Here is a 22,236-nt window from a genome sequence, read left to right as displayed (position 1 = left end):
TGATGCACTTATGGAATAAAGTCAAAAGCCGCTGCTAAGATGCCGAGCAGCTTGTAAACGGCTTAACGCCGCTTTCCACAAGGGTTTCTGCGGCGCTAGGGCGCTTTACGTGAAGGCACATCATAAAGGGATTCACCACATGAGGAAATCACTACTCGCCCTGCTGTTGGTGGCGGTTGGCGGCATGGCGCAGGCCGCTGTGGAGCTGAAGGATGGCCATCCTGAGCAATACACCGTAGTGAAAGGCGACACACTCTGGGACATTTCCGGCCGCTTTCTCAGCGAGCCCTGGAAATGGCCGGAACTCTGGCATGCGAACCCGCAGGTGGAAAACCCGCATCTGATCTATCCGGGCGACAGCCTCAGCCTGGTCTACGTCGACGGCCAACCGCGCATCATGCTCAACCGTGGCGCGTCGCGCGGGACCATCAAGCTCTCGCCAACCGTTCGCACGACACCCATGGCCGAGGCCATCAGCACCATTCCGCTGGAAGCCATCAACAGCTTTCTGCTGAGTAACCGCATTGTCGACAGCGCAGCAGAGTTCGAGGCCGCTCCTTACATCGTGGCAGGCAACGCCGAGCGCGTGATCAGTGGCTCTGGCGATCGCGTCTACGGCCGCGGCGAGTTCCAGGATGACATTGGTATCTACGGCATCTTCCGTCAGGGCAAGACTTACGTGGACCCGGAGACCGGGGAATTCCTAGGTATTAACGCCGACGATGTAGGAACCGCCGAGCTTCTCGACATGGAAGGTGACATTGCCACCATGATGCTCACGCGGGTCACTCAGGAAGCGCGCATCGGCGACCGCCTGTTCCCCAGTGAAGAGCGTGCAGTGAATTCGACCTTCATGCCGAGCGAGCCGAAAGAAGAAATCAACGGTGTGATTCTGGATGTGCCGCGCGGCGTGACCCAGATCGGTCAGTTCGATGTGGTTACCCTGAACCGGGGTGCCCGTGACGGCCTGAATGTTGGCAACGTGCTGGCCGTGTACAAGACCGGCGAAACCGTCCGCGACCGGGTCACCGGTGAAAACGTGAAGATTCCGGACGAGCGTTCGGGCCTGCTGATGGTGTTCCGTACCTACGACAAGCTTAGCTATGGCCTGGTCCTGCAGGCGACTCGCTCACTGTCGGTGATGGATAAGGTCCGCAACCCCTGATACCCCCAAGCCCCGCATCGCGGGGCTTGTCATTTCTGAACAGCACTGCATGGATGCGGTGCCAAGAGACAAGGACTGTTCTCATGCCTTCGATTTCCCCTGCCGAACTGGAAGCACGCCTGCGCCTGCATTTGTTGCCGGAGCTGGGCCCGCGTCGCCTGCATAAACTGCTTAGCGCCTTTCCCGATGCGTCCTCAGCGCTTAGCGCGCCAGCCTCCGCGTGGCGTTCGTTGGGCTTGCCGGCCAGTTGTGCCGACGCCAGGCGCAGTCCGGCGATCCGTGAGCGAGCCGCGGCCAGCCTGGTCTGGCTGGAGGCACCGGGGCACCATCTGCTGATGTGGGATGACCCGGCGTATCCCGGTCTGCTAGAGGAGCTGCCGGACGCCCCACCCCTGTTGTTCATCGAGGGTGATCCAAGCCTGCTGGAGCGACCGCAGCTGGCCATGGTCGGCAGTCGGCGCGCCTCTCGGCCGGGGCTGGATAACGCCACCGCATTTGCGCGCAGCCTGGCTCGCGGTGGTTTCGTGATTACCAGCGGGCTGGCCCTGGGTATCGACGGCGCAGCACACCAGGGTGCGCTGGATGTGGGTGGCAAGACGATCGCCGTGCTGGGTACAGGGCTGCAGTGCCTCTATCCGCGTCGCCATCTGGGGCTGGCTGCGCGCATCCTTGAGGGTGGTGGTGCGGTGGTCTCAGAACTGCCGCTCGACTGCCCGCCGCAGGCCGCCAACTTTCCTCGTCGTAATCGAATCATCAGCGGCTTGTCATTGGGCGTGCTGGTGGTCGAGGCAAGTCCTTCGAGCGGCTCGCTGATCACCGCTCGCCTGGCTGCCGAACAGGGCCGTGAGGTCTATGCGATTCCCGGCTCGATCCACCATCCCGGCGCCCGAGGCTGTCACCAGCTGATTCGCCAGGGCGCTGCACTGGTGGAAAGTGTCGACGACGTACTGCAGGCCTTGCGCGGCTGGCAGCAAGCCCCGGCCACGCCCGAAGCGCAACGATCCGAGCCGATGCACCCGTTGCTCGCCCAGCTGCATGCCGCTCCCATGAGCAGCGAGGTGCTGGCAGATGCCGTGAACCAGCCCTTGTCAGAAATCCTCGCAGCGCTCACCGAGCTGGAAATCGAGGGACTCGTCGCTTGCGAGAACGGTCGCTGGGTCGCTTGCGCGGGTTGAGGCCTGCTGTACTGCCGACAGCGCTTGGGTACACTTCGCCGATCAGTCTCAGGGGAGGTGGCAATGGTCGGCAATTGGCGTGTGCAGCAGGCGGCGCGGGTCGTCAGGCGTGGCGGTGTGATCGCCTATCCGACCGAGGCGGTCTGGGGCTTGGGCTGCGATCCTTGGGATAGCGACGCGGTACATCGGTTGCTGGCTCTGAAGGAACGGCCGGTGGAGAAAGGACTGATTCTGGTCGCCGACTGCGTCGAGCAATTCGATTTTCTGCTGGAAGACCTTCCTGAGCGTTGGCTGGACCGTTTGGTTGGCAGCTGGCCGGGGCCGAATACCTGGCTGGTCCCGCACCGTGATCGCTTGCCAGACTGGATCACCGGCCAATACGACAGTGTGGCACTGCGTGTAACCGATCACCCCCTGGTAGCGAGGCTCTGCGCCTTGACCGGCCCATTGGTGTCCACCTCGGCCAACCCGGCCGGCCGACCTTCGGCGCGCTCGCGTCTGCGCGTCGAGCAGTACTTCCCCGGGGATTTGGACGGCGTGCTTGGCGGCAGCCTGGGCGGACGTAAAAACCCCTCCACCATTCGCGATATACGCAACGGCGAGGTCATCCGCGCATCCTGACGCACAGGCGCGTCAGGTAGCCGCTAGTCGAATGTCAGCTCAGGGCAAGAGGATGGTCGAGCCGGTCGTCTTGCCTGCGGCGAGCTGGCGCTGCGCCTCGGCAGCGTCGGCGAGCGGGTAACGCTGGCCGATCTCCACCTTGATCAGGCCGCTGGCGATCATCTCGAACAGCTCGGCCGCCATGCCTCGCAGGCGTTCGGCTGAGGTGGCGTAACCGGCCAGGGTTGGCCGGGTGACATACAGCGAGCCCTTCTGAGCCAGTACGCCAAGATTGACCCCGGTAACCGCGCCGGATGCATTGCCGAAGCTGACCAGCAGGCCGCGCGGGGCGACACAATCGAGCGAGACCTCCCAGCTGCTCTTGCCCACCGAGTCGTAGACGACCGGACATTTCTGACCGTCAGTCAGCTCCAACACGCGCTGGACGATGTCTTCCTGAGTGCGATCGATAGTCTCCCAGGCGCCCAGTGATTTGGCGCGCACGGCCTTTTCTGCCGAGCCCACCACGCCGATCAGCCGGGCACCGATGGCCTTGGCCCACTGACAGGCGATCGAGCCGACACCACCGGCCGCCGCGTGGAAAAGGATGGTATCTCCTGCTTTCAGCTCATAGGTCTGGCGCAGCAGATATTGAGTCGTCAGGCCCTTGAGCATCACCGAGGCGGCTTGTTCGAAGCTGACGCTTTCGGGCAGCTTGACCAGATGTCGTGCCGGCAGGGTGTGGTGTTCGCCGTAGGAACCCAGCGGCCCTGTCGCATAAGCCACGCGGTCACCTACCTCGAACGCATCAACGCCCTCGCCCAGCGCCTCGATCACGCCGGCGCCTTCGGTGCCGAGGCCCGATGGCAGGCTTGGTGGTGCATAGAGCCCGCTGCGGAAATAGGTATCGATGAAATTCAGGCCGATCGCATGGTTGCGCACGCGGACCTCACCGGCGCCCGGTGCGGCGACCGGGACGTCGATCTGTTCGAGGACTTCAGGACCACCGTGCTGACTGAACTGGATGCGCTGCGACATATCGACTCCTGGCAAAAGCAAAGGAACCTATCCAACGCTTCCGGGGCGCGTCCGTCAATTGGCTCGGTGATATGCTTGCCGGCCTTCTGTTTCAGCATCGCTGCTTTGGCTCATGCCTGGCGGCGGCGCAGCCATTTGCCAAGGTGAATTCGTGAACGAGCGTACCGAAGCCGTCAAAGCCTACCTGCTCGATCTGCAGGACCGTATCTGCGCCACCCTTGAAGCCGAAGACGGCGGCGCGCGCTTCGTCGAGGATGCCTGGACGCGCCCCGCAGGCGGTGGTGGCCGGACCCGGGTCATCGAAAACGGTGCGCTGATCGAAAAGGGCGGCGTCAATTTCTCCCACGTGCATGGCAGCGGCCTACCCCCCTCGGCCAGCGCCCATCGCCCTGAACTAGCCGGCCGTGGCTTCGAAGCGCTCGGCGTGTCCCTGGTGATCCACCCGGAAAACCCCTATGTGCCGACCTCCCACGCCAACGTGCGCTTCTTCATTGCCGAGAAAGAAGGTGAAGAGCCGGTCTGGTGGTTTGGTGGCGGCTTCGACCTGACGCCCTACTACGGTAACGAAGAGGATTGCGTGCACTGGCACCGGGTGGCCCGGGATGCGTGTGCGCCGTTCGGCGCCGATGTCTATTCGCGCTACAAGGAATGGTGTAATCGGTATTTTCACATCAAGCACCGCAACGAGCCGCGCGGGGTCGGTGGGCTGTTCTTCGACGACCTGAACGAATGGGATTTCGACACCAGCTTCGCCTTCATGCGGGCGGTAGGCGATGCCTACATCGAGGCCTACCTGCCGATCGTCCAGCGGCGCAAAGCGATGCCCTTCGGTGAGCGCGAGCGGGAATTCCAGGAGCTGCGCCGCGGGCGCTATGTGGAATACAACCTGGTCTACGACCGCGGCACCCTGTTCGGTCTGCAGTCAGGTGGACGCACCGAGTCGATCCTGATGTCGCTGCCGCCGCTGGTGCGCTGGGGTTACGACAAGCATCCCGAGCCCGGCACACCCGAGGCGCGGCTGACCGAGTACTTCCTGCAGGATCGGGATTGGCTGGGCGAACAGCCTTGAATAGCCCATGCCACCTCTGAATCGCTACCGCTTTTAGGAGCATCAATGGACCGCTACGGCGTCTTCGGCAACCCCATCGGCCACAGCAAATCGCCACAGATCCACCGTCTGTTTGCCGAGCAGACCGGGCAGACGCTCAGCTACGAGCCGTTGCTGGCGCCGCTCGATGACTTCCCTGGCTATGCTCGCGCATTCTTCGAACAGGGGTCGGGCGCCAATGTCACCGTGCCCTTCAAGGAACAGGCGTTTCGCCTTGCCGACCAGCTGAGCGAGCGCGCCCAACGTGCCGGGGCGGTGAACACCCTCAAGAAGCTGGAAGATGGTCGCCTGCAGGGCGATAACACCGACGGCATTGGGCTGGTCCGCGACTTGCTGGACAACGCTGGCGTCACGCTGCAAGGCAAGCGGACTCTGTTGCTGGGCGCTGGTGGTGCGGTGCGTGGGGTGCTCGAGCCCCTGCTGGCGCAGCGCCCGGTAGCATTGGTGATATCCAACCGCACCCTGGCCAAGGCCGAACAGCTGGCCGGCGAGTTCGCCGAGCTGGGGCCGGTCAGTGCAAGCGCCTTCGAGCACTTGCGAGGCCCGTTCGATGTGATCATCAATGGCACCTCGGCGAGCCTCGGCGGCGAGCTGCCACCGTTGGGCGATGACCTGATCGAACCTGGCGTTACCCTCTGCTACGACATGATGTACTGCGCGAAGCCGACGCCCTTCTGCCAGTGGGCGGCCGGACGCGGCGCAGCGACCCGCGATGGACTCGGCATGTTGGTTGAACAGGCGGCGGCGGCCTTCGAGCTGTGGCGCGGGGTACGGCCGGATTCGGGCCCGGTTCTGACGCAGCTGCGCAGCCAGCTCGGCGCTTGAGGGTCGCTCAAATACGGAAGTGAATCTGCTCGTGCAGGTGCTGCGGTGTCTCCAGCTCGTCGACGATTCCCGCAGCGATACGCCGTAGCTGCACACGCCGATCGCTGGGGTCGAGATCGTCAATCACGCTGAAATCCTCGATCGACAGGTCGTCGCCATCAGCGTTGGCATCCACCAGTGTCCACTTCAACGGATGCGCAGCAATGCGTTGCAGCGCGGCGGTGACGTTCGGATCGTCGCCCTTCGCGGACAGATCGGCGACCAGTACCAGCCGTTCGACACCGACCTTTGGCAACCCGGACAGCAAGGCATCGACCGCCTGATACAGGTCATGCGGCTGATGATTGGCTGCTGCGCCGGAGGCTGTGGCCAATGACGGGCTGTCGTATAGACAGATCACCGCATCCATCCCGGCCACGCTCTGCGAGACACTGACGGCATCGAACAGATCACCGGTCTTAGCGCGCAGTCCTGGGCGGACGGTCATCGAATTGAGATCATCGACCAGGGCCACGGCTTCGTGTTGCCGCGTCAGCAGCTCGCAGAGCAGCGCGTTGCCGAGGCTCGAATGCGCGCCATACAGAGCGAATTTGAGCCGCGGCGTTTCAGCGTTGAGCATGACGGCTCGGCCGTATCAGCGACGCGTGGCGAGATAGCCAATCAGCGCAACTGCGCCAGCGGCCAGAGCGACCGTGCTCAGCGGATGCTCGCGAGCGCAATCCTTGGCCATGCGCCCGGCATCGCGGCCCCGGCGGGACAGGTCGTGGCAGTGCTCGTCCCACTTGTTGTCGTTCCACAGCGTCTCGGCGCGCGAGCGCAGCGCATTGAAGCGATGACGCGATTCGCGCGAGGCGTCGTCCTTGAGATCGTCAAGCGCGGTCATCAAATTCTGGATTTCGCGCTCGATTTCGTCGCGGGTGGTAGGTGTGCGGCTGAAGCGGGACATAGCGTTTTCCCCTTTGAATGTAGGGTTTGGACTCTGCGAAGCAGTGAAGGTGCCTTCGGTCGTGGTCAACCAAAACACCCGGACTGCTAGATGCGGACCTATCAATAGTAACTGGGTTCCGCCGGTCGGCTCGGTTGTGGCGAAAAGTCGCGCTGCCGACAACCTTATGAGCCGCGAGCCGGCAAACCCAGCAGCGCGACGCATGTTGTTCTACGCTTTGGATTGTGGCCGTTGCGCTGAACGATCCGTGAGGCGAAACAAGCGAAACGGCCAGAGCCTTGCGCCCGGTTGATGCGCTGCAAGCGCCGAAATATAAGGGCTGGCGGTCATGTTTATGCTCGCCTTTTCCGTATAATGCGCGCCGCGTCCGTCTGCTTCGGCGCGCCTTTTTTCACTGCCAATTCATCGGTGTCCATCTTGAAGCTTCGTCATTCCATTCTCGGCTTGCTGCTCGCCTGCAGCAGCGTCATGTTGACCCCCGTTTCCACCGCTGCTGCGAAGGCCCCTGCGCAACAGGAGCTCGCCTCCGGGAGCGCGCTGGTGATCGATCTGAAAACCAATGAAGTGCTCTATTCCAGCAATCCAGACGTGGTGGTGCCGATCGCATCGGTGACCAAGCTGATGACCGCGATGGTGGCGCTCGACGCCAAGCTGCCGCTCGATCAGCGCCTGTCCGTCACCATCCGTGACGCGCGCGAAATGCAGGGGGTGTACTCGCGTGTACGCATCGGCAGCGAGATTAGCCGTCGCGAAATGCTGCTGTTAACCCTGATGTCGTCCGAGAACCGCGCCGCCGCGAGCCTGGCACACCACTATCCGGGCGGTTACATCGCCTTCATCCAGGCGATGAACGCCAAAGCCAAGGCGCTGGGAATGACCCGTACGCACTATGTCGAGCCCACCGGCCTGTCCGAGCGGAACGTCTCCAGCGCCAATGACCTGGTCAAACTGCTCAAGGCCAGCCAGGCCTATCCATTGATCGAGCAGTTCAGCACCACCAGCGAAAAGACCGTGGCCTTCCACAAGCCCAACTACACCCTGGGTTTCCGCAATACCAATGCCCTGGTGCGCAAGCCGGACTGGAGCATCCAGCTGACCAAGACCGGCTTTACCAATGCGGCCGGCCATTGCCTGGTGATGCGCACCGTGATGAACAAGCGCCCCGTAGCCTTCGTGGTGCTTGATGCCTTTGGCAAGTACACCCACATGGCCGATGCCAACCGCCTGAAGAAGTGGATGGAAACCGGCAAGGTGACGCCGGTCGCGCCGGCTGCTCTGGCCTATAAGCAGCAGAAGATGGCCCAACGTCAGCTTGCGGGCCAACCGGGCGATGCGGCGACGGTGATCGGCACGCGCTGACCGTTCGCCGCCACCGCCACGTCTCGTCGCGTGGTGGTTGAGCCAGGCGAAGGGCGACCGGTCTAGCCGCCACGATTGCCGTAGGCTGCTTCATTGCCGTCCTGTTCGGAGGCCCTGGCGAGTTCGCGGGTCAGATGGGCTTTCAGGCGGGACAAGGTCTCGTCATTCCAATCGTTGGGCGCAGTCACCAACCGCCAGGCATCGACATAATCGGCAGGCGCATACACATGCCCATGGCCCGGTGGTGTCGGGGTGGTGACTGCCATGTCGACCGCCAGCTGCAGCATGGTCACCAGCGGAAACCAGCGCAGCGCTGGTGTGACGTCCGGGCCGCGCGGCTCGCTCAGCCAGTCCGGTCGGCGCCAGGCGTAGCGGTAGTCGAAGAAGACAATCGGGTCGCTGGCATATTGCAGATAGAGCAACCGCATCGGCCCCCAGGAAGCGTCCATCGGCTCGGGCGTGCCGTGTTGGTTCATGAAGCGAACGAAACGACCATCGCGAAATTGCGGTAGCCATTCGGGGCTGCCCGGATTGCGGTCGTCCGTGATTCGCCGCCACATCTGGCTCTCGAAAGGAGGGCCGCTCCACAGCGCACCCTGAAAGGGATCGCCGATCAGCTCATGCAGCTCCCAGGACGCTTGTGAATGCAACGCGCCGAGGCTCAGACCGTGCAAGTAGAGCCTTGGCCGTCGTTCGGTCGGTAATTCCCGCCAGTAGTCATAAACCTCCTCGAACAGTGCCCGCGCCACGTCAGCGCCGTACTCGGCTTCCACCAGCAATGACAGCGGACTGTTCAGGTAGGAGTACTGCAGCGCCGCACTGGCAACATCGCCATGGTGCAGGTACTCGACGCTGTTCATCGCGGCGGGATCGATCCAACCGGTGCCGGTCGGCGTGACCAGCACCAGTACCGACCGTTCGAAGGCGCCGGTGCGCAGCAGCTCGCGCAGGGCCAGACGGGCGCGCGCTTCAGGCGTTTCGGCGGCGCGCAGGCCGACGTAGACCCGGATCGGCTCACGCGCCGCTCGACCGCTGATGGCCGCTATGTCCCGAGCCGACGGGCCGGATGCAATGAACTCGCGGCCGGTACGCCCCAGCTCGTCCCAGCGCAGCAGCGATTCGCGACTACCGCTCTTGAGCGGTGAGGCTGGTTGCGCCGCTTCCGGCTCGATCAGCGCGTCGTATTGCGCGAAAGACGCGTCCAATACCTTCAGTGCTCGGGTGACCAGCACATCGGTGACCAGCGACCAGAACAATGTCAGGGCGACCACGACGCCAATGACATTCGCGACCCGGCGCGGCAGGAAGCGATCGGCGCGGCGCGAAACGAAGCGCGAAACGAGGCGGTACAGGCGCGCCAGGATCAGCAGAATCAGGAATGTCGCCAGCGCGGTCAGTACCACTTCCAGCAGGTGCCCACTGGTGACCGGCGGCATGCCCATCAACGAGCGGATCGAGTTCTGCCAGCCGGTGACCTGGCTGAGAAAATAGCCCGCCAAGCCCGCACAAATGATCGCGATGATGATGTTGACCGGGACGCGCAGGCGTTCAGGCGGGTCCGTCAGCCCCAGGTAATGCCAGAGCCAGCGGAAGAACACGCCCAGGCCATAGCCGGCAGCCAACGCGGCGCCTGCGAGCGCGCCCTGGCTCAGGGTCGAGCGCGGCAACAGCGAGGGCGTCAACGCCGCGCAGAAGAACAGCGTGCCTAACAGCCCCATTCGAAACCCCACAGCTTCGACGATGATTGAATCCACGGCGGCTGCCGCTCGGTCTTTTCGAGGCGTCTGGGTCGTCACGGTTCCCTGCTCGGTCTACTCGCCGCGTCGTGAATGGCCGACGATATCTATCAGCCGGTATCGGCACAGCGTCGTCTGTAGGAGCCAGCTTGCTGGCGATGTTTTCGGCACCGCGGAGGTCCGGATCGCCAGCAAGCTGGCTCCTACGAAAAAGCGTGGTGGCGCGGCTTGAGGTTGAGCTGGGTAGAAAGGCTGCTTTGCTGAAGTGGTGATCCATGGAATCCAATGCAACGATGCTGGCCCGCCCTACTCAAACGACTACATTCGCCCTCAGCGCAACGGGAACCGAAGGTCGTTATGAGCACGCCAGACAATACCTACATCGAATGGCTGGAAAGCCAGTCCATGCTTAAAGCCGCCCGTGATCGGGCCCGACTCTATGCCGGCCAGGCGCGGCTCTGGCAGCGCCCTTACGCCCAGGCGCGACCGCGTGATGCCAGTGCGATTTCCTCGGTGTGGTTCACCGCCTACCCAGCGGCGATCATCACGCCAGAAGGTGGTTCGGTGCTGCAGGCGCTGGGGGATGATCGTCTCTGGAGCGCCCTGTCCGAACTCGGCGTGCAGGGCATCCACAACGGCCCGATGAAGCGCTCCGGCGGCCTGCGTGGGCGCGAGTACACCCCGACCATTGATGGCAACTTCGACCGCATCAGCTTCGATATCGACCCCAATCTCGGCACCGAGGCGGAGATGCAGCAGCTCAGCCGTATGGCGGCCGCGCACAACGCCATCGTAATCGATGACGTCGTCCCGGCGCACACCGGCAAGGGCGCGGATTTCCGTCTTGCCGAGATGGCTTACGGTGATTACCCCGGTCTCTATCACATGGTCGAGATCAACGAAGAAGACTGGCCCCTGCTGCCGGACGTGCCCAAGGGCCGGGATGCGATCAACCTGTCGCCCCCGGTGGTGGACCAGTTGAAGGAAAAGCACTACATCGTCGGCCAGCTGCAACGGGTGATCTTCTTCGAGCCGGGCATCAAGGACACCGACTGGAGCGTGACCGGCATCGTGACGGGCGTCGATGGCAAGCGTCGGCGCTGGGTGTACCTGCACTACTTCAAGGAAGGCCAGCCGTCGCTGAACTGGCTCGACCCCACCTTCGCCGCCCAGCAACTGATCATTGGCGATGCTCTGCATGCCATCGACGTCTCGGGCGCGCGGGTCTTGCGCCTGGATGCCAACGGCTTCCTCGGCGTCGAGCGCCGCGCCGAAGGCACGGCCTGGTCTGAGGGCCATCCGCTGTCAGTGACCGGCAACCAGCTGATTGCTGGCGCAATCCGCAAAGCCGGCGGCTTCAGCTTCCAGGAACTGAACCTGACCATCGACGACATCGCCTCGATGTCCCACGGCGGCGCCGACCTCTCCTACGACTTCATCACTCGTCCGGCCTATCACCATGCCCTGGTGACGGGCGACACCGAATTCCTGCGGTTGATGCTGCGTGAAGTCCACGCGTTCGGCATCGATCCGGCGTCGCTGATCCACGCGATGCAGAACCACGACGAGCTGACGCTGGAACTGGTGCATTTCTGGACACTGCACGCCTACGACCATTACCACTACCACGGGCAGACGCTGCCCGGCGGCGTCCTGCGCGAGCACATCCGCGAGGAGATGTACGAACGCCTGACAGGCGAGCACGCGCCCTACAACCTCAAGTTCGTCACCAACGGCGTGTCGTGCACCACCGTCAGCGTCATCACGGCGGCGCTGGGCATCCGTGACCTCAACACCATCAGCGCGGCCGATATCGAACAGATCCAACGCCTGCATATCCTGCTGGTGATGTTCAATGCCATGCAGCCTGGCGTGTTCGCCCTTTCCGGCTGGGATCTGGTCGGCGCGTTGCCGCTGGAAGCCGAGCAGGTCGAACACCTGATGACCGAAGGCGACACCCGCTGGCTGCATCGCGGCGGCTACGACCTGGCCGATATCGCACCCGAGGTGGACACCTCCAGCGAAGGCCTGCCCAAGGCGCGCTCGCTCTACGGCAGCCTGGTCGAGCAGCTGAAGAACACCGGCTCGTTCGCCTGTCAGCTCAAGCGCATCCTCAGCGTGCGCCGTGCCTACGACATCGCCGCCAGCAAGCAGATCCTGATTCCGGACGTGCAGGCGCCAGGGTTACTGGTCATGGTCCATGAATTGCCCGCAGGTAAAGGCGTGCAGATCACGGCGCTCAACTTCAGCGCCGAGATCATCAGCGAGACGGTCACCCTCCCCGGCGTGGCCCCGGGCCCAGTGGTGGACATCATTCATGAAAGCATTGAAGGCGACCTCACCGAAAACGGTGAGATGACCTTCAACCTCGACCCTTACGAAGGCCTTGCCCTGCGCGTGGTCAGCGCCGCATCACCGGTGCTCTGACCGAGCATCAGCGCCCTCTTCGCTTGGCTCGCCGGCGCAGCTATAGTGCGCGCCGGCCGGCCCTGCGGGCCGCCTAGCTCATCCGAAGAGTACATACGTGTCCGCCACCTCCCGCTTCCGTTTCCTGCGCACGGTGTTCGCCTGCGTGCTCGGTTCGTCGATTTTTTCGAGCCAGGCGCAGACCGCCTGCCCGTCCGGCCAACAGCCCCTCTGCCTGGGCGCCTGCGTATGCATGCCGGTGTCTGCGCAGCATTCCGAAACGCTGTACGAGCAGGTGCAGTGGCTGGCTGCCGCGGGGCTGGAGACCTGGATCCGCCAGTCGCGCGATCGGCTGGCGTTGCAGGAGAGCCAGCCTATCCCGCTGCACATCCGCTCGCAGCTCGAGCCCTATTTCGATCTGGCGGTGTTGGAGACCGCGCGCTACCGCGTCGGCGATGACAGCGTGCTCACCGCCGCCAACACTCTGCTGCGCAACCCGGACATCGTCGCGGTGACGCTGATCGACATCATCGTCTTCCGCAACGAGGCCGATGCCCTGGACAACGTTGCCCTCTGGGCGCACGAGCTCAAGCATGTCGAGCAATACCTGGAATGGGGCGTAGGCGAATTCGCGCGGCGCTATACCCGCGATTACAGCAGCGTCGAACGGCCGGGTTATGCCATGGAGCTGCAGCTCGAGCGCGAAGCGGCCTTGCGCGAAGCCGGCGGAAGCACAGCGTCGCGCCACTCGGCCGAATGACCTAGATCGAGGGATCGGCCCAGGTCAGCTCCGGTCACAACCTTATCGCCATAAGGAGACTGCCATGCCTGTTACCGTGACCAAGCTCCAAGGCAACGATATCCCCGAGGAGATGCGTGGGCCCGAGGTCGAGGTGGTATTCCGCGTCACCGACCATGAGGGCAAGGTGAAATACCTGCTGGACGATGTCGAAGCCGCACAGAGCGCCGTGCGGGCCAGCGATGAACGTCAGGCCGCGAAAGGGTGACCGCTGCGCCAGCTGAGTGGCCGCGCAGGGCCTGACAATCCGACAGCTTGTTTTCGGCTGACCGATGCCATCTCGCCGCGACGACTCAACCGGCGGTGCCTTGAGTCGCCTGGGTGTTTTCGCCCGCCCAACCCAGCAGCAGCTCAGGCGCCATGGGGCGGGCAATGTAATACCCCTGTCCCTCCTCACAGCCCCACTGGGCCACCAGATCGTAGACCGCCTGGGTTTCGATCCCTTCGGCCACGACGCGCAGTTCGAGGCGCTTGGCCAAATCGATGATGGTTCGCACCAGCCGACAGTCTTTCTCGTCGTCGCCCAGGTTGCGGATGAAGGATTGATCGAGCTTGACCGTCGACGCGGGCAGGTCGCGCAGATAGGTCCAGTTGCTGTAGCCGGTGCCGAAGTCATCGATGGCCACCTCCACGCCCAGTGAGCGCAGGCGCAGCAACTGGCGACTGACTTCGCCCGGGTTACGCATCAGGGCGCTTTCGGTAAATTCCACCTCCAGACTTCTCGGGTCAACACGCTGATCGCTCAGCAACTCAATGATGCGGTCGACAAAGGCCGGACTGTCCAGATCCGACGCCGACACGTTGATAGCGACCTTGAACCTCGCCCCCTGGCGCTGCCAGGTCGCCGCCTGCATGACGGCCTTCTCGGCGACCCACAGGCTCAGCTCGCGGATCAGCGCGGTCTTTTCGGCCAGCGGAATGAATTCAGCCGGGCCGATGGCGCCGAGCGTCGGATGATCCCAGCGCAGCAGCGCCTCGACCGAAGTGCAGTGCCCATCCACCAGGCTGATACGCGGCTGATAGACCAGCCGCAGCTGTCCGTCGCTGTGCAACGCCTCGGCGAGACCGCTGAGCAAGGTGAAGGCACGCTGCTGCACCGCATCGAGTCGGGATTCGTAAGGCGACCAGCCGATGCCACGATCACGCGCGTCGTCCGCCGACGTGATCGCCAGGCGCAGCCAGTCCTGCTCCAGCACGCCACTGTGCAGCGGCAGCACGCCGAGACCGATCTGGGTCTTGATCGGAATCGAATTGCACTGCACCGGGGCGTCGAACGCCGCGATGATCCGCTCATAGAGCTGGATCAGTTCATCCTGCGGCCCGTCAGGGATCAGAAAAGCAAAACGACTCGGGCTGATGCAATACAGCCCGCACCGATCTGGAAGCTGCGCTTGCAGGGTCTGTTGCATGCGCAGCATCAGCGCTTGGGCAAAGCTGTGACCGAGCACCTTGATGATGTCGTTCAACAGCATCGGCCCGATCACATCGGCCACGACCAATACATTGCTCTGATCAGACGTGGCAGCTGCCCGCGCCACGTCATCTTCTAGCCGCGAGCGGTTGTACAAACCCGTGGATGCATCGATGAAGTTGGTGTTGCGCAGCGTCAGGATGCGCGCCATCGTCAGTTTGGCGAAATGGCCAAGCATCGACAGTTCCTGCGGGGTCATAGCCCGTCGCGGCTTGGTGTCGATGATGCACAGGCTGCCCAGGCCCAGCCCTTCCGGCGTAATTAGTGGCATGCCCGCATAAAAACGAATGCCTGGCTCGCCCGTGACCAGCGGGTTGTTCTGGAAGCGCACATCCTGGGTGGCATCGAGCACCTGGAGCGGCTCGTTGGCGAGGATTGCATAGGCGCAGAAGGAATCGTGCCGCGGCGTCTCCTGCGTCAGCAGCCCGATCCGGGCTGTGAACCACTGGCGCTGTTCGTCGACGATCGAGATCAACGCAATCGGCGCCTGGAAATACTCCGCCACCATCGCCACGATGTGCTCGAACACCTCGTCGGGCGCCGTGTCCAGCCGGCACAGCTGCGTCACTTGCAGCTGTCGCTGCGCTTCATTTATAGGGGTGGGAGCACCAGCCATATGATCGACTGCCTGGAAATTCGAATGGGTCCGAGCCGTCGGCGCGGCGTCCGGTATGGGTTGCAACGGATATCTGGACGTCATGCCCGAACGGTCGGCACAACGGGACCTCTTGCCCGCATATCGACCGGTTCGTTTGTTCCTTGATGAGGTGCCGACGGGAGGTACAGATGGGTGCGACATGAGCATCCTCATAGTGAATACGCGCCAGCATGCTTGTAGGCTTCTCGCTTATCTGTCGCTCTGGAACGCCTTCGACGCATCGCTTTCCAACCTTCACCCCCAGAGGTGATTCACCTCCGTGCGGTTCATAACCGCCGAAAAGCCAGCAGTACAAAGCCGCCGCCAGGTGGCGGCTCCAAAGGACGATGGCCGGACATGCCCGATGCGATGAATGAGGTGCCTGATTTTCTCGTCGGTGGAGGGGAAATGGGCGCATTGATGCGAAACCATGATTGGGCGGCCACGCCATTCGGCCCGGTCGAGTGTTGGCCGCAATCCTTGCGCTCCATGGTCGGCGCCTGTCTGAATTCCCCGCTGTTGGGAACGGTGCTCTGGGGGCCAGAGCTGCGAATGCTCTATAACGATGCTTACGTCGCCTCAATGGCCGATCGTCATCCGGCCGCGATAGGGCGGCCGGTAGCCGAGGTATGGGGTGAGGTCTGGGACCTGGTGGCGCCCCCGTTTGAACATGCGATGCGCACGGGGGAAGGCTTCGCGCAGGACCGGGTCGAATTGCCAATGGTGCGCAACGGCCAACCAGAAATCACCTATTGGAACATCAGCGCGACACCGATTTTCGGTGAAGACGGCAGAGTCGTCGGCCTGCTGAACCAGGGCATCGAGATCACCGGTCAGGTGGTTGCCGAACAGCAGCGCCTGGTCGCCAAGCAGCAGTTGCGTGACATGAACGAGCAGTTGGCTCAAGAGGTTGCCATCCGCACGGAAGAACGCAACCTGATGTGGGACACCTCGCCCGACTTGATGGTGGTGATCAACTTCGAAGGGATATTCCAGCGTGTGAACCCAGCATGGACGACCCTGCTCGGCTACCAGCCCGAAGAACTGATCGGCCATCACATCAATGAATTCATTACCGAAGAAGACCATCTGCGTACCGTTGACGCCTACCTGACTACAGCCGGTGGCAAGCAGGTGCGGATCGTCAATCGCTACCGACACAAGAACGGGGCGCACCACTGGATTTCGTGGGTCGCCGCACCCGCCGGTGACAAAACGTACGCCACCGGCCGTGACATCACCGAAGAAATAGAGCGTCAGGCACAACTCGAGTCGACCCACGAGCAGCTGCGCCAGGCCCAGAAGATGGAAGCGGTTGGTCAGCTCACCGGCGGCCTGGCGCACGACTTCAACAACTTGCTCGCCGGCATCTCGGTCAGTCTGGAAATGATCGAGGCCCGCATTCGGCAGGACCGCACCGGCGAGGTCTCGAAATACCTGCTGGTAGCGCAGAGTGCGACCAAGCGGGCCGCGGCGCTGACCCATCGCCTGCTGGCCTTTTCCCGTCGTCAGACGCTGGCCCCCAAAGCCATCAATGCCGGGCGGCTGGTCAGCGGCATGCTCGACATGGTCCAGCGCACCGTGGGGCCGAACATCGTCGTGGAGAGTTACTGCACAGCTGATTTGTGGACGGCTCGGGTCGACCCGTCACAGCTGGAAAATGCCCTGCTCAACCTGTGCCTCAATGCCCGCGACGCAATGCCTGAGGGCGGTCGCATCACGGTCGAAACCGGCAACCGCGTGTTCGATGCCGAGAGTGCCCGGCAGCAGGACATTCCCGAGGGCGAATACCTGGCCATCCGCGTCACCGACAGCGGCACCGGCATGTCGCCCGAGGTGCTGACCAAGGCCTTCGACCCCTTCTTCACCACCAAGCCGATGGGGGAAGGAACAGGCCTCGGTCTGTCGATGATCCATGGATTCACGCAGCAGTCCGGTGGTCAGGTGCGTATCCGTTCCCAGCTTGGTATCGGCACCACTGTCAGCCTCTACTTGCCGCGGTACACCGGCACGGCGGAACGCGATAACGGCCCGCTCGGTCTGGCTCCCGTGCTGCCCGCCCAACGAGGCGAAACGGTGCTGGTCGTCGATGACGAACCGACGGTGCGGCTGCTGATCACCGATCTACTGGCGGATCTCGGCTATCGCGCCATCGTCGTCGCCGACGGGGTTGCGGCACTCGAAGTGCTGCAGTCCGGCGAGCACCTCGATCTGCTGCTGACCGATGTCGGCCTGCCCGGGGGCATGAACGGTCTGCAGCTCGCCAATGCCGGTCGGCTTGCTCGTCCCGATCTGCGCGTGCTGTTCATCACCGGTTATGCCGAGAACGCACTGTTCCACAACGGCCTGCTGGAGCCCGGAATGTCGGTGCTCAGCAAACCGTTTTCGGTTAACAGCCTGGCCGAGCGGATGCGCGAGCTGATCGGACAGCCGCCTGCGCTTCACGGCTGAACTCCTACCCTTTTACTGGGGCTTTCGTCGGCTTCCCGGTTTATTGCCGGAACCATCCGCCTGCTAATCCCCTCTGCTGAATACAGATGAGAAAGCACCGAACCGAGCCGAGACGCCGTGCTATGGCGTCTCTATCAGCACAAAGAGGGCAAACACATGGCTGACGAACAACGTATCCGCGAACGCGCCCACGAAATCTGGGAAGCCAAGGGCCGTCCCGAAGGCCAGCAAGACGAGCACTGGGCAGAAGCCCGCGACGAGATGGAACCTTTCTACAAGGAAGGCGATGCCACCGCTGGCAGCATCGAAAGCAGTGTCGCGATACCCATGCCCAAGCCGGAAGGCGAACGCTGATCGGCTGAGCCGTCGGAGCGCGGCGTGTTAGCCGCCTCCGACGCCAAGCACTTTCGTTTTCGCCGCGGCTAAAGCAGACAGCGCTCTCCTTCACCTGGTTATTCGTCCCGATGCAAACACTCGACTACAAGGCCATCTTTCAGGCTGTCCCCAGCCTGCACCTGATCCTTTCGCCTGATCCGACCTTCACCATCCTGGAGGCGAGCGATGCGCGGTTGCGTGCAACCAACACGTGTCGGGACGAAAATGTTGGGCGGCCGATTTTCGATGTATTCCGCAAGAATCCTGAAGATCCCCAGGAGTTCGGCACCGGCGTGCTGCGCGCCTCGCTCGAACGCGTGCTGCAGACACGCATGCCGGATCGCATGGCCATCACTCGGTACGACATTCCTCGGCCGGAGTCAGAAGGTGGCGGATTCGAACTGCGCTATTGGAGCCCGCTCAACGTGCCGGTGCTGGACGACAATGGTGAGCTGTATTGCATCATCCATCAGGTCGAAGACGTGACCGAGGATGTGAAAGGTGAGGATCGCGCGGCGTTGAGCCACACCAACGAGCGCTTCCGTGCCGCGCTGATGGCATCAGGCACTGGAACCTTCAACTGGTACCTGAATGACGGCAGCATGCAGTTCGATAGCTCACTGGAACAGATGTTCGGGCTGGCGCTGGGGCATCGGCTCGACAGCTTCGAGCGGTTCATCGAGCAGGTGCACGCCGAAGACCGCGCGCGGGTACGGCAGGCATACGACCGCTACGCTCAGGGGCTCGATGGAGCAGTGGAGTTCCGCCTGGCCCATACCTGCCCGGAATCCTGGATGATTTGCAGGGCCAAAGCTTTTCGCGACGCCACCGGCCAGCTCGCCTACGTAGCTGGGGCCTGCACCGATATCAGTGCACGCAAGCGCGCCGAAGAAGCCCAGCAGGTCAGCGAGAAACGGCTGCGCCAGCTCAACGAAACCCTTGAAGCGCGTGTGGCCGCGGAGGTCAGCGAGCGCAGCCGAACCGAACAGGCGCTGCGCCAGGCCCAGAAGATGGAGGCTGTCGGGCAGCTCACCGGCGGTATCGCTCACGACTTCAACAACCTGCTGACCGGCATCATCGGCAGCCTGGACCTCATGCAGCGACGTTTCCGCCGTGGAGAGGTCGCGGACGTGGAGCGCTACATCAATGCGGCGGTGACCTCTGCGCAGCGTGCGGCGGCACTGACGCAACGGCTGCTGGCCTTCTCTCGCCAGCAGGCGCTCGACCTCAAGCCGGTCGACGTCAACCAACTGGTCGCCTCGCTGGAAGATTTGCTCCACCGCACCACCGGCGAGAACGTCGCGGTCATCACCCAACTCAGTGCGGGGCTGCCCCCCGCCTGCATGGATGTGAATCAGCTTGAAAACGCCGTGATCAACCTCGTCATCAACGCGCGTGATGCCATGCCGCACGGTGGCCGAATTACCATTTCCACGGCCAGCTTTCAGCTGGGCAACGAGCCGGATCCCGCTCGGCGCGGGCTGACCGAGGGCGAATATGTGCTGCTGACCGTCAGCGACACCGGCGTCGGCATGAGCCCGGACGTCATCGAGCGCGCGTTCGAGCCCTTCTTCACCACCAAGCCCATCGGCAAGGGCACCGGGCTTGGACTTTCGATGATCTATGGCTACATCAAACAGGCCAACGGCTACATCCACATCGAGTCCAAGCCTGAAGGCGGCACCCGCGTGCATCTCTACCTGCCTGTTCATCATGGCGAAGCCAGCGCTGTGGAAGTGGCGCAAGAGCGCACGCTACAGGGCACTGGCGAGACGATTCTGGTGGTCGAAGACGAACCCGTGGTCCGCTCGCTGGTGGTCGAAGTGCTCAACGACCTGGGCTACGAGACGCTGGAAGCCGGCGAAGCCTCCGAAGCGCTGTTGATCACCGAGAGCCAGCAGCGAATCGATCTGATGGTCTCGGACGTCGGCCTGCCCGGCATGAACGGCCGGCAGCTGGCCGAAATCGTCCGCCGGCAACGCCCCGGCCTGAAAGTGCTCTTCGCCACCGGCTACGCCGAAAGCTTCGCCACCAATGACATCCTCGGGCCGGACATGGCCGTGATGGCCAAGCCGTTCGCCATCGATGCGTTCGCGCAAAAGGTCGGAGAGATGTTGGGTTCGTAGGCCCGTTCGCGGCCACTCTGCCGAGGCGCTGCCCAACGCTAACCCCGGGCCGCTCAGCGCCCTGCCCCTGCCATTGCCAAACGCCACCGCGTTGCGGTTGCACCAAGCCCGCAGATCAACCTGACCCATCAGGGTTGGCTCTGCGACTCGCGGGAACTACCGTGTACCAGCGAGCCAATTCAATCAACGCGGCCATCAGCCGCCTTTGAAAGGAAAACCTATGAGTGCTGAAACCATGCGTCATGTCGATCACCGCCCCGGCGGCGGCCCCGAGTGCCTGCGAATGGCCGAAGGCCCGGTGCCCGAGCCCGGCCCACACGACGTGCTGGTCCGGGTGGCCTACGCCGGCATCAACCGGCCCGATGTGTTTCAGCGCTCTGGCAGCTACCCGCCGCCAGCGGACGCCTCGCCGCTACTCGGCCTGGAAATCTCCGGCGAGATCGTCGCGCTCGGGGCTGACGTCAGCGGCTGGAAAGTCGGCGATCAGGTCTGCGCGCTGACCCCCGGCGGCGGCTACGCCGAATATTGCGTGGCCCCGGCCGAACACTGCCTGCCAGTGCCCGCCGGGCTGTCAATGCTGGAAGCGGCGGCGCTGCCGGAAACCTACTTCACCGTCTGGAGCAACGTGTTCGAGCGCGGTGCCCTGCAACCCGGCGAAGCCTTCCTCGTGCACGGCGGCTCCAGCGGCATCGGCCTGACCGCCATCCAGCTCGCCAAACAATTCGGTGCCACTGTCTACACGACGGTTGGCAGCAGCGAAAAAGCCGATGCCTGCCGGCGTGCTGGTGCGGACCGGGTGATCAACTACCACGAAGAAGACTTCGTCGAAGTGCTCAGGCAGGCCACCGACGGCAACGGCGTTAACGTCATCCTCGACATGGTCGGCGGCGACTACATCCCCCGCAACATCAAATCCCTCGCCGTCGAAGGCCGCCTGGTGCAGATCGCCTTCCTCAAAGGCAGCCGCGTCGAACTCGACACCGCGCCGATCATGCGCAAGCGCCTCACCTTCACCGGCTCCACCCTGCGCCCCCGCAGCCGCGAGGAAAAAGCCGACATCGCCAAGGCGCTGCAGGACAAGGTCTGGCCTCTGCTGGACCAGGGCCTCTGCCACCCCGTCATCCATGCCACCTTTCCCCTCGGAGAAGCCGCCGAAGCGCACCGGCTGATGGAAAGCAGCAAGCACATCGGGAAGATTATGTTGGAGGTTGGGCAGTAAACACGAGGACGGGCCGGTAATGCTCCGGCCCTTGCTGTGTTTGAACCAGATGCCGACGGAGCGGAATGGTGCGCATCCAGCTGAAAACTCATGGTGTATAACATTCCGGACGGGTGCCGATAACGTTGTAGCGCCTATGCTAGAGCTGTTCGGGTAGGCGTAGAAGGAATGTTATACACCACGCCCGTTCGGTGTCTTATACACCCGTCTAATTATAGTTAGGGTCTTTATGTTCATTGGCCATCTGCCAGCCGGGTATATTTCCGCGAAATTGCTGTTTAAGCAGTTCGCAGATACTGGAGTTTCCGCAAAATACTTTGTCTTGGCTGGAGTGCTTGGCGGAATCGCACCGGACTTTGATATGTTCTATTTTTACTTAATCGACAATAGGCAGAATCATCATCATACATACTGGCCGCACTACCCTGTACTTTGGCTGACCATCCTGGCAGCGTCGAGCATCTGGCTCAGACTCGCCAACAATAAATCAGCCGCAGCACTCGCGCTAATTTTCTCAATTAGCGGATTTATTCACATGTTGCTAGATTCAATAGTAGGCGATATATGGTGGCTTGCTCCATTCATAGATAAACCCTACGCACTTTTCACTGTAGAAGCTGTTTATAAGCCCTGGTGGCTAAATTTTATTCTGCACTGGTCGTTTGCGCTTGAAATACTGGTATTGGGTTGGGCTTATTATTTATGGCGCTACCGTTCGCTTCACTCACTGGGACGGGCTAAAGCCCGCCCCTTAACTAAACGTTCGGCCGCGGATGTCGTATGAATCTACTGCGCAAATA

General features: G+C 62.7%; 19 protein-coding genes. 14 read left to right on the top strand and 5 right to left on the bottom strand.

Annotated features, from left to right (window positions below):
• Nucleotides 1–139 precede the first annotated feature (139 nt).
• The 3 genes from RT21_RS14455 to RT21_RS14445 all read left to right on the top strand — a co-directional run bounded on the left by RT21_RS14455 (nucleotide 140) and on the right by RT21_RS14445 (nucleotide 2,961).
• Nucleotides 140–1,165, top strand: coding sequence for a LysM peptidoglycan-binding domain-containing protein (locus RT21_RS14455; protein WP_046163258.1), 1,026 nt, complete (start codon nucleotides 140–142; stop codon nucleotides 1,163–1,165).
• Nucleotides 1,166–1,248: 83 nt separating this feature from the next.
• Complete coding sequence (gene dprA, locus RT21_RS14450) at nucleotides 1,249–2,340, top strand: DNA-processing protein DprA (RefSeq protein WP_046163257.1); 1,092 nt, start codon at nucleotides 1,249–1,251, stop codon at nucleotides 2,338–2,340.
• Nucleotides 2,341–2,403: 63 nt separating this feature from the next.
• A complete protein-coding gene (locus RT21_RS14445; protein ID WP_046163256.1) occupies nucleotides 2,404–2,961 on the top strand; it encodes an L-threonylcarbamoyladenylate synthase type 1 TsaC in 558 nt (185 codons plus the stop codon).
• A 39-nt stretch (nucleotides 2,962–3,000) separates the two neighbouring features.
• Here the strand turns inward: RT21_RS14445 and RT21_RS14440 are convergent, their stop codons facing one another.
• Nucleotides 3,001–3,978, bottom strand: a complete 978-nt coding sequence (locus RT21_RS14440; protein WP_046163255.1) for a quinone oxidoreductase family protein — start codon at nucleotides 3,976–3,978, stop codon at nucleotides 3,001–3,003.
• Between the two features lie 112 nt (nucleotides 3,979–4,090).
• Between RT21_RS14440 and hemF the strand changes: the two genes are divergently transcribed.
• Nucleotides 4,091–5,047 carry an oxygen-dependent coproporphyrinogen oxidase gene (hemF, locus tag RT21_RS14435; protein WP_234463449.1) on the top strand — a complete coding sequence of 319 codons (957 nt, stop codon included), beginning with the start codon at nucleotides 4,091–4,093 and terminating at the stop codon, nucleotides 5,045–5,047.
• Between the two features lie 45 nt (nucleotides 5,048–5,092).
• Entirely contained in the window at nucleotides 5,093–5,911 is an 819-nt protein-coding gene (gene aroE, locus RT21_RS14430) for a shikimate dehydrogenase (RefSeq protein WP_046163254.1), read from the top strand.
• 7 nt (nucleotides 5,912–5,918) lie between these two features.
• Here the strand turns inward: aroE and RT21_RS14425 are convergent, their stop codons facing one another.
• The gene (locus RT21_RS14425; protein ID WP_046163253.1) at nucleotides 5,919–6,530 is read right to left on the bottom strand and encodes an NAD(P)-dependent oxidoreductase; all 612 of its coding nucleotides are present in this window, start codon (nucleotides 6,528–6,530) and stop codon (nucleotides 5,919–5,921) included.
• Between the two features lie 15 nt (nucleotides 6,531–6,545).
• Nucleotides 6,546–6,857, bottom strand: coding sequence for a glycine zipper domain-containing protein (locus RT21_RS14420; protein ID WP_045422911.1), 312 nt, complete (start codon nucleotides 6,855–6,857; stop codon nucleotides 6,546–6,548).
• A 417-nt stretch (nucleotides 6,858–7,274) separates the two neighbouring features.
• Here RT21_RS14420 and pbpG point away from each other — a divergent pair, with 417 nt between their 5' ends.
• Nucleotides 7,275–8,216 carry a D-alanyl-D-alanine endopeptidase gene (gene pbpG, locus RT21_RS14415; RefSeq protein WP_046163392.1) on the top strand — a complete coding sequence of 314 codons (942 nt, stop codon included), beginning with the start codon at nucleotides 7,275–7,277 and terminating at the stop codon, nucleotides 8,214–8,216.
• A gap of 62 nt (nucleotides 8,217–8,278) precedes the next feature.
• On the opposite strand, the gene RT21_RS14410 is transcribed toward pbpG, so the two are convergent.
• Nucleotides 8,279–9,970 (bottom strand): alpha/beta hydrolase, encoded by a 1,692-nt coding sequence (locus RT21_RS14410; RefSeq protein WP_256203893.1) that lies wholly within the window; start codon nucleotides 9,968–9,970, stop codon nucleotides 8,279–8,281.
• A 339-nt stretch (nucleotides 9,971–10,309) separates the two neighbouring features.
• On the opposite strand from RT21_RS14410, the gene treS reads away from it, so the two are divergent.
• The 3 genes from treS (at nucleotide 10,310) to RT21_RS14395 (ending at nucleotide 13,365) form a co-directional block, all read left to right on the top strand.
• A complete protein-coding gene (gene treS, locus RT21_RS14405; RefSeq protein ID WP_046163252.1) occupies nucleotides 10,310–12,379 on the top strand; it encodes a maltose alpha-D-glucosyltransferase in 2,070 nt (689 codons plus the stop codon).
• 97 nt (nucleotides 12,380–12,476) lie between these two features.
• Entirely contained in the window at nucleotides 12,477–13,118 is a 642-nt protein-coding gene (locus RT21_RS14400) for an eCIS core domain-containing protein (protein WP_046163251.1), read from the top strand.
• Between the two features lie 64 nt (nucleotides 13,119–13,182).
• On the top strand, nucleotides 13,183–13,365 hold the full coding sequence (locus tag RT21_RS14395; RefSeq protein ID WP_046163250.1) for a hypothetical protein: 183 nt from the start codon (nucleotides 13,183–13,185) through the stop codon (nucleotides 13,363–13,365).
• Nucleotides 13,366–13,450: 85 nt separating this feature from the next.
• Here the strand turns inward: RT21_RS14395 and RT21_RS14390 are convergent, their stop codons facing one another.
• On the bottom strand, nucleotides 13,451–15,244 hold the full coding sequence (locus RT21_RS14390; protein WP_046163249.1) for a sensor domain-containing phosphodiesterase: 1,794 nt from the start codon (nucleotides 15,242–15,244) through the stop codon (nucleotides 13,451–13,453).
• A gap of 378 nt (nucleotides 15,245–15,622) precedes the next feature.
• On the opposite strand from RT21_RS14390, the gene RT21_RS14385 reads away from it, so the two are divergent.
• The 5 genes from RT21_RS14385 (at nucleotide 15,623) to RT21_RS14365 (ending at nucleotide 22,220) form a co-directional block, all read left to right on the top strand.
• Nucleotides 15,623–17,716, top strand: coding sequence for a hybrid sensor histidine kinase/response regulator (locus RT21_RS14385; protein WP_101152691.1), 2,094 nt, complete (start codon nucleotides 15,623–15,625; stop codon nucleotides 17,714–17,716).
• Nucleotides 17,717–17,872: 156 nt separating this feature from the next.
• Nucleotides 17,873–18,070, top strand: coding sequence for a DUF2934 domain-containing protein (locus RT21_RS14380; protein WP_045422900.1), 198 nt, complete (start codon nucleotides 17,873–17,875; stop codon nucleotides 18,068–18,070).
• Nucleotides 18,071–18,180: 110 nt separating this feature from the next.
• Nucleotides 18,181–20,217: a PAS domain-containing hybrid sensor histidine kinase/response regulator gene (locus tag RT21_RS14375; RefSeq protein WP_046163248.1), complete on the top strand. Its 2,037-nt coding sequence runs from the start codon at nucleotides 18,181–18,183 to the stop codon at nucleotides 20,215–20,217.
• Nucleotides 20,218–20,437: 220 nt separating this feature from the next.
• Nucleotides 20,438–21,436 (top strand): NAD(P)H-quinone oxidoreductase, encoded by a 999-nt coding sequence (locus RT21_RS14370; protein ID WP_046163247.1) that lies wholly within the window; start codon nucleotides 20,438–20,440, stop codon nucleotides 21,434–21,436.
• Nucleotides 21,437–21,665: 229 nt separating this feature from the next.
• The gene (locus tag RT21_RS14365; protein ID WP_200598794.1) at nucleotides 21,666–22,220 is read left to right on the top strand and encodes a metal-dependent hydrolase; all 555 of its coding nucleotides are present in this window, start codon (nucleotides 21,666–21,668) and stop codon (nucleotides 22,218–22,220) included.
• Nucleotides 22,221–22,236: the final 16 nt, after the last annotated feature.

This window comes from Pseudomonas sp. 10B238 (assembly GCF_000970615.1).
Taxonomy (GTDB): Bacteria; Pseudomonadota; Gammaproteobacteria; order Pseudomonadales; family Pseudomonadaceae; genus Stutzerimonas.
Note: the sequence above shows the minus strand (reverse complement) of the source record. Positions and strands in the feature narration are given on the sequence as shown.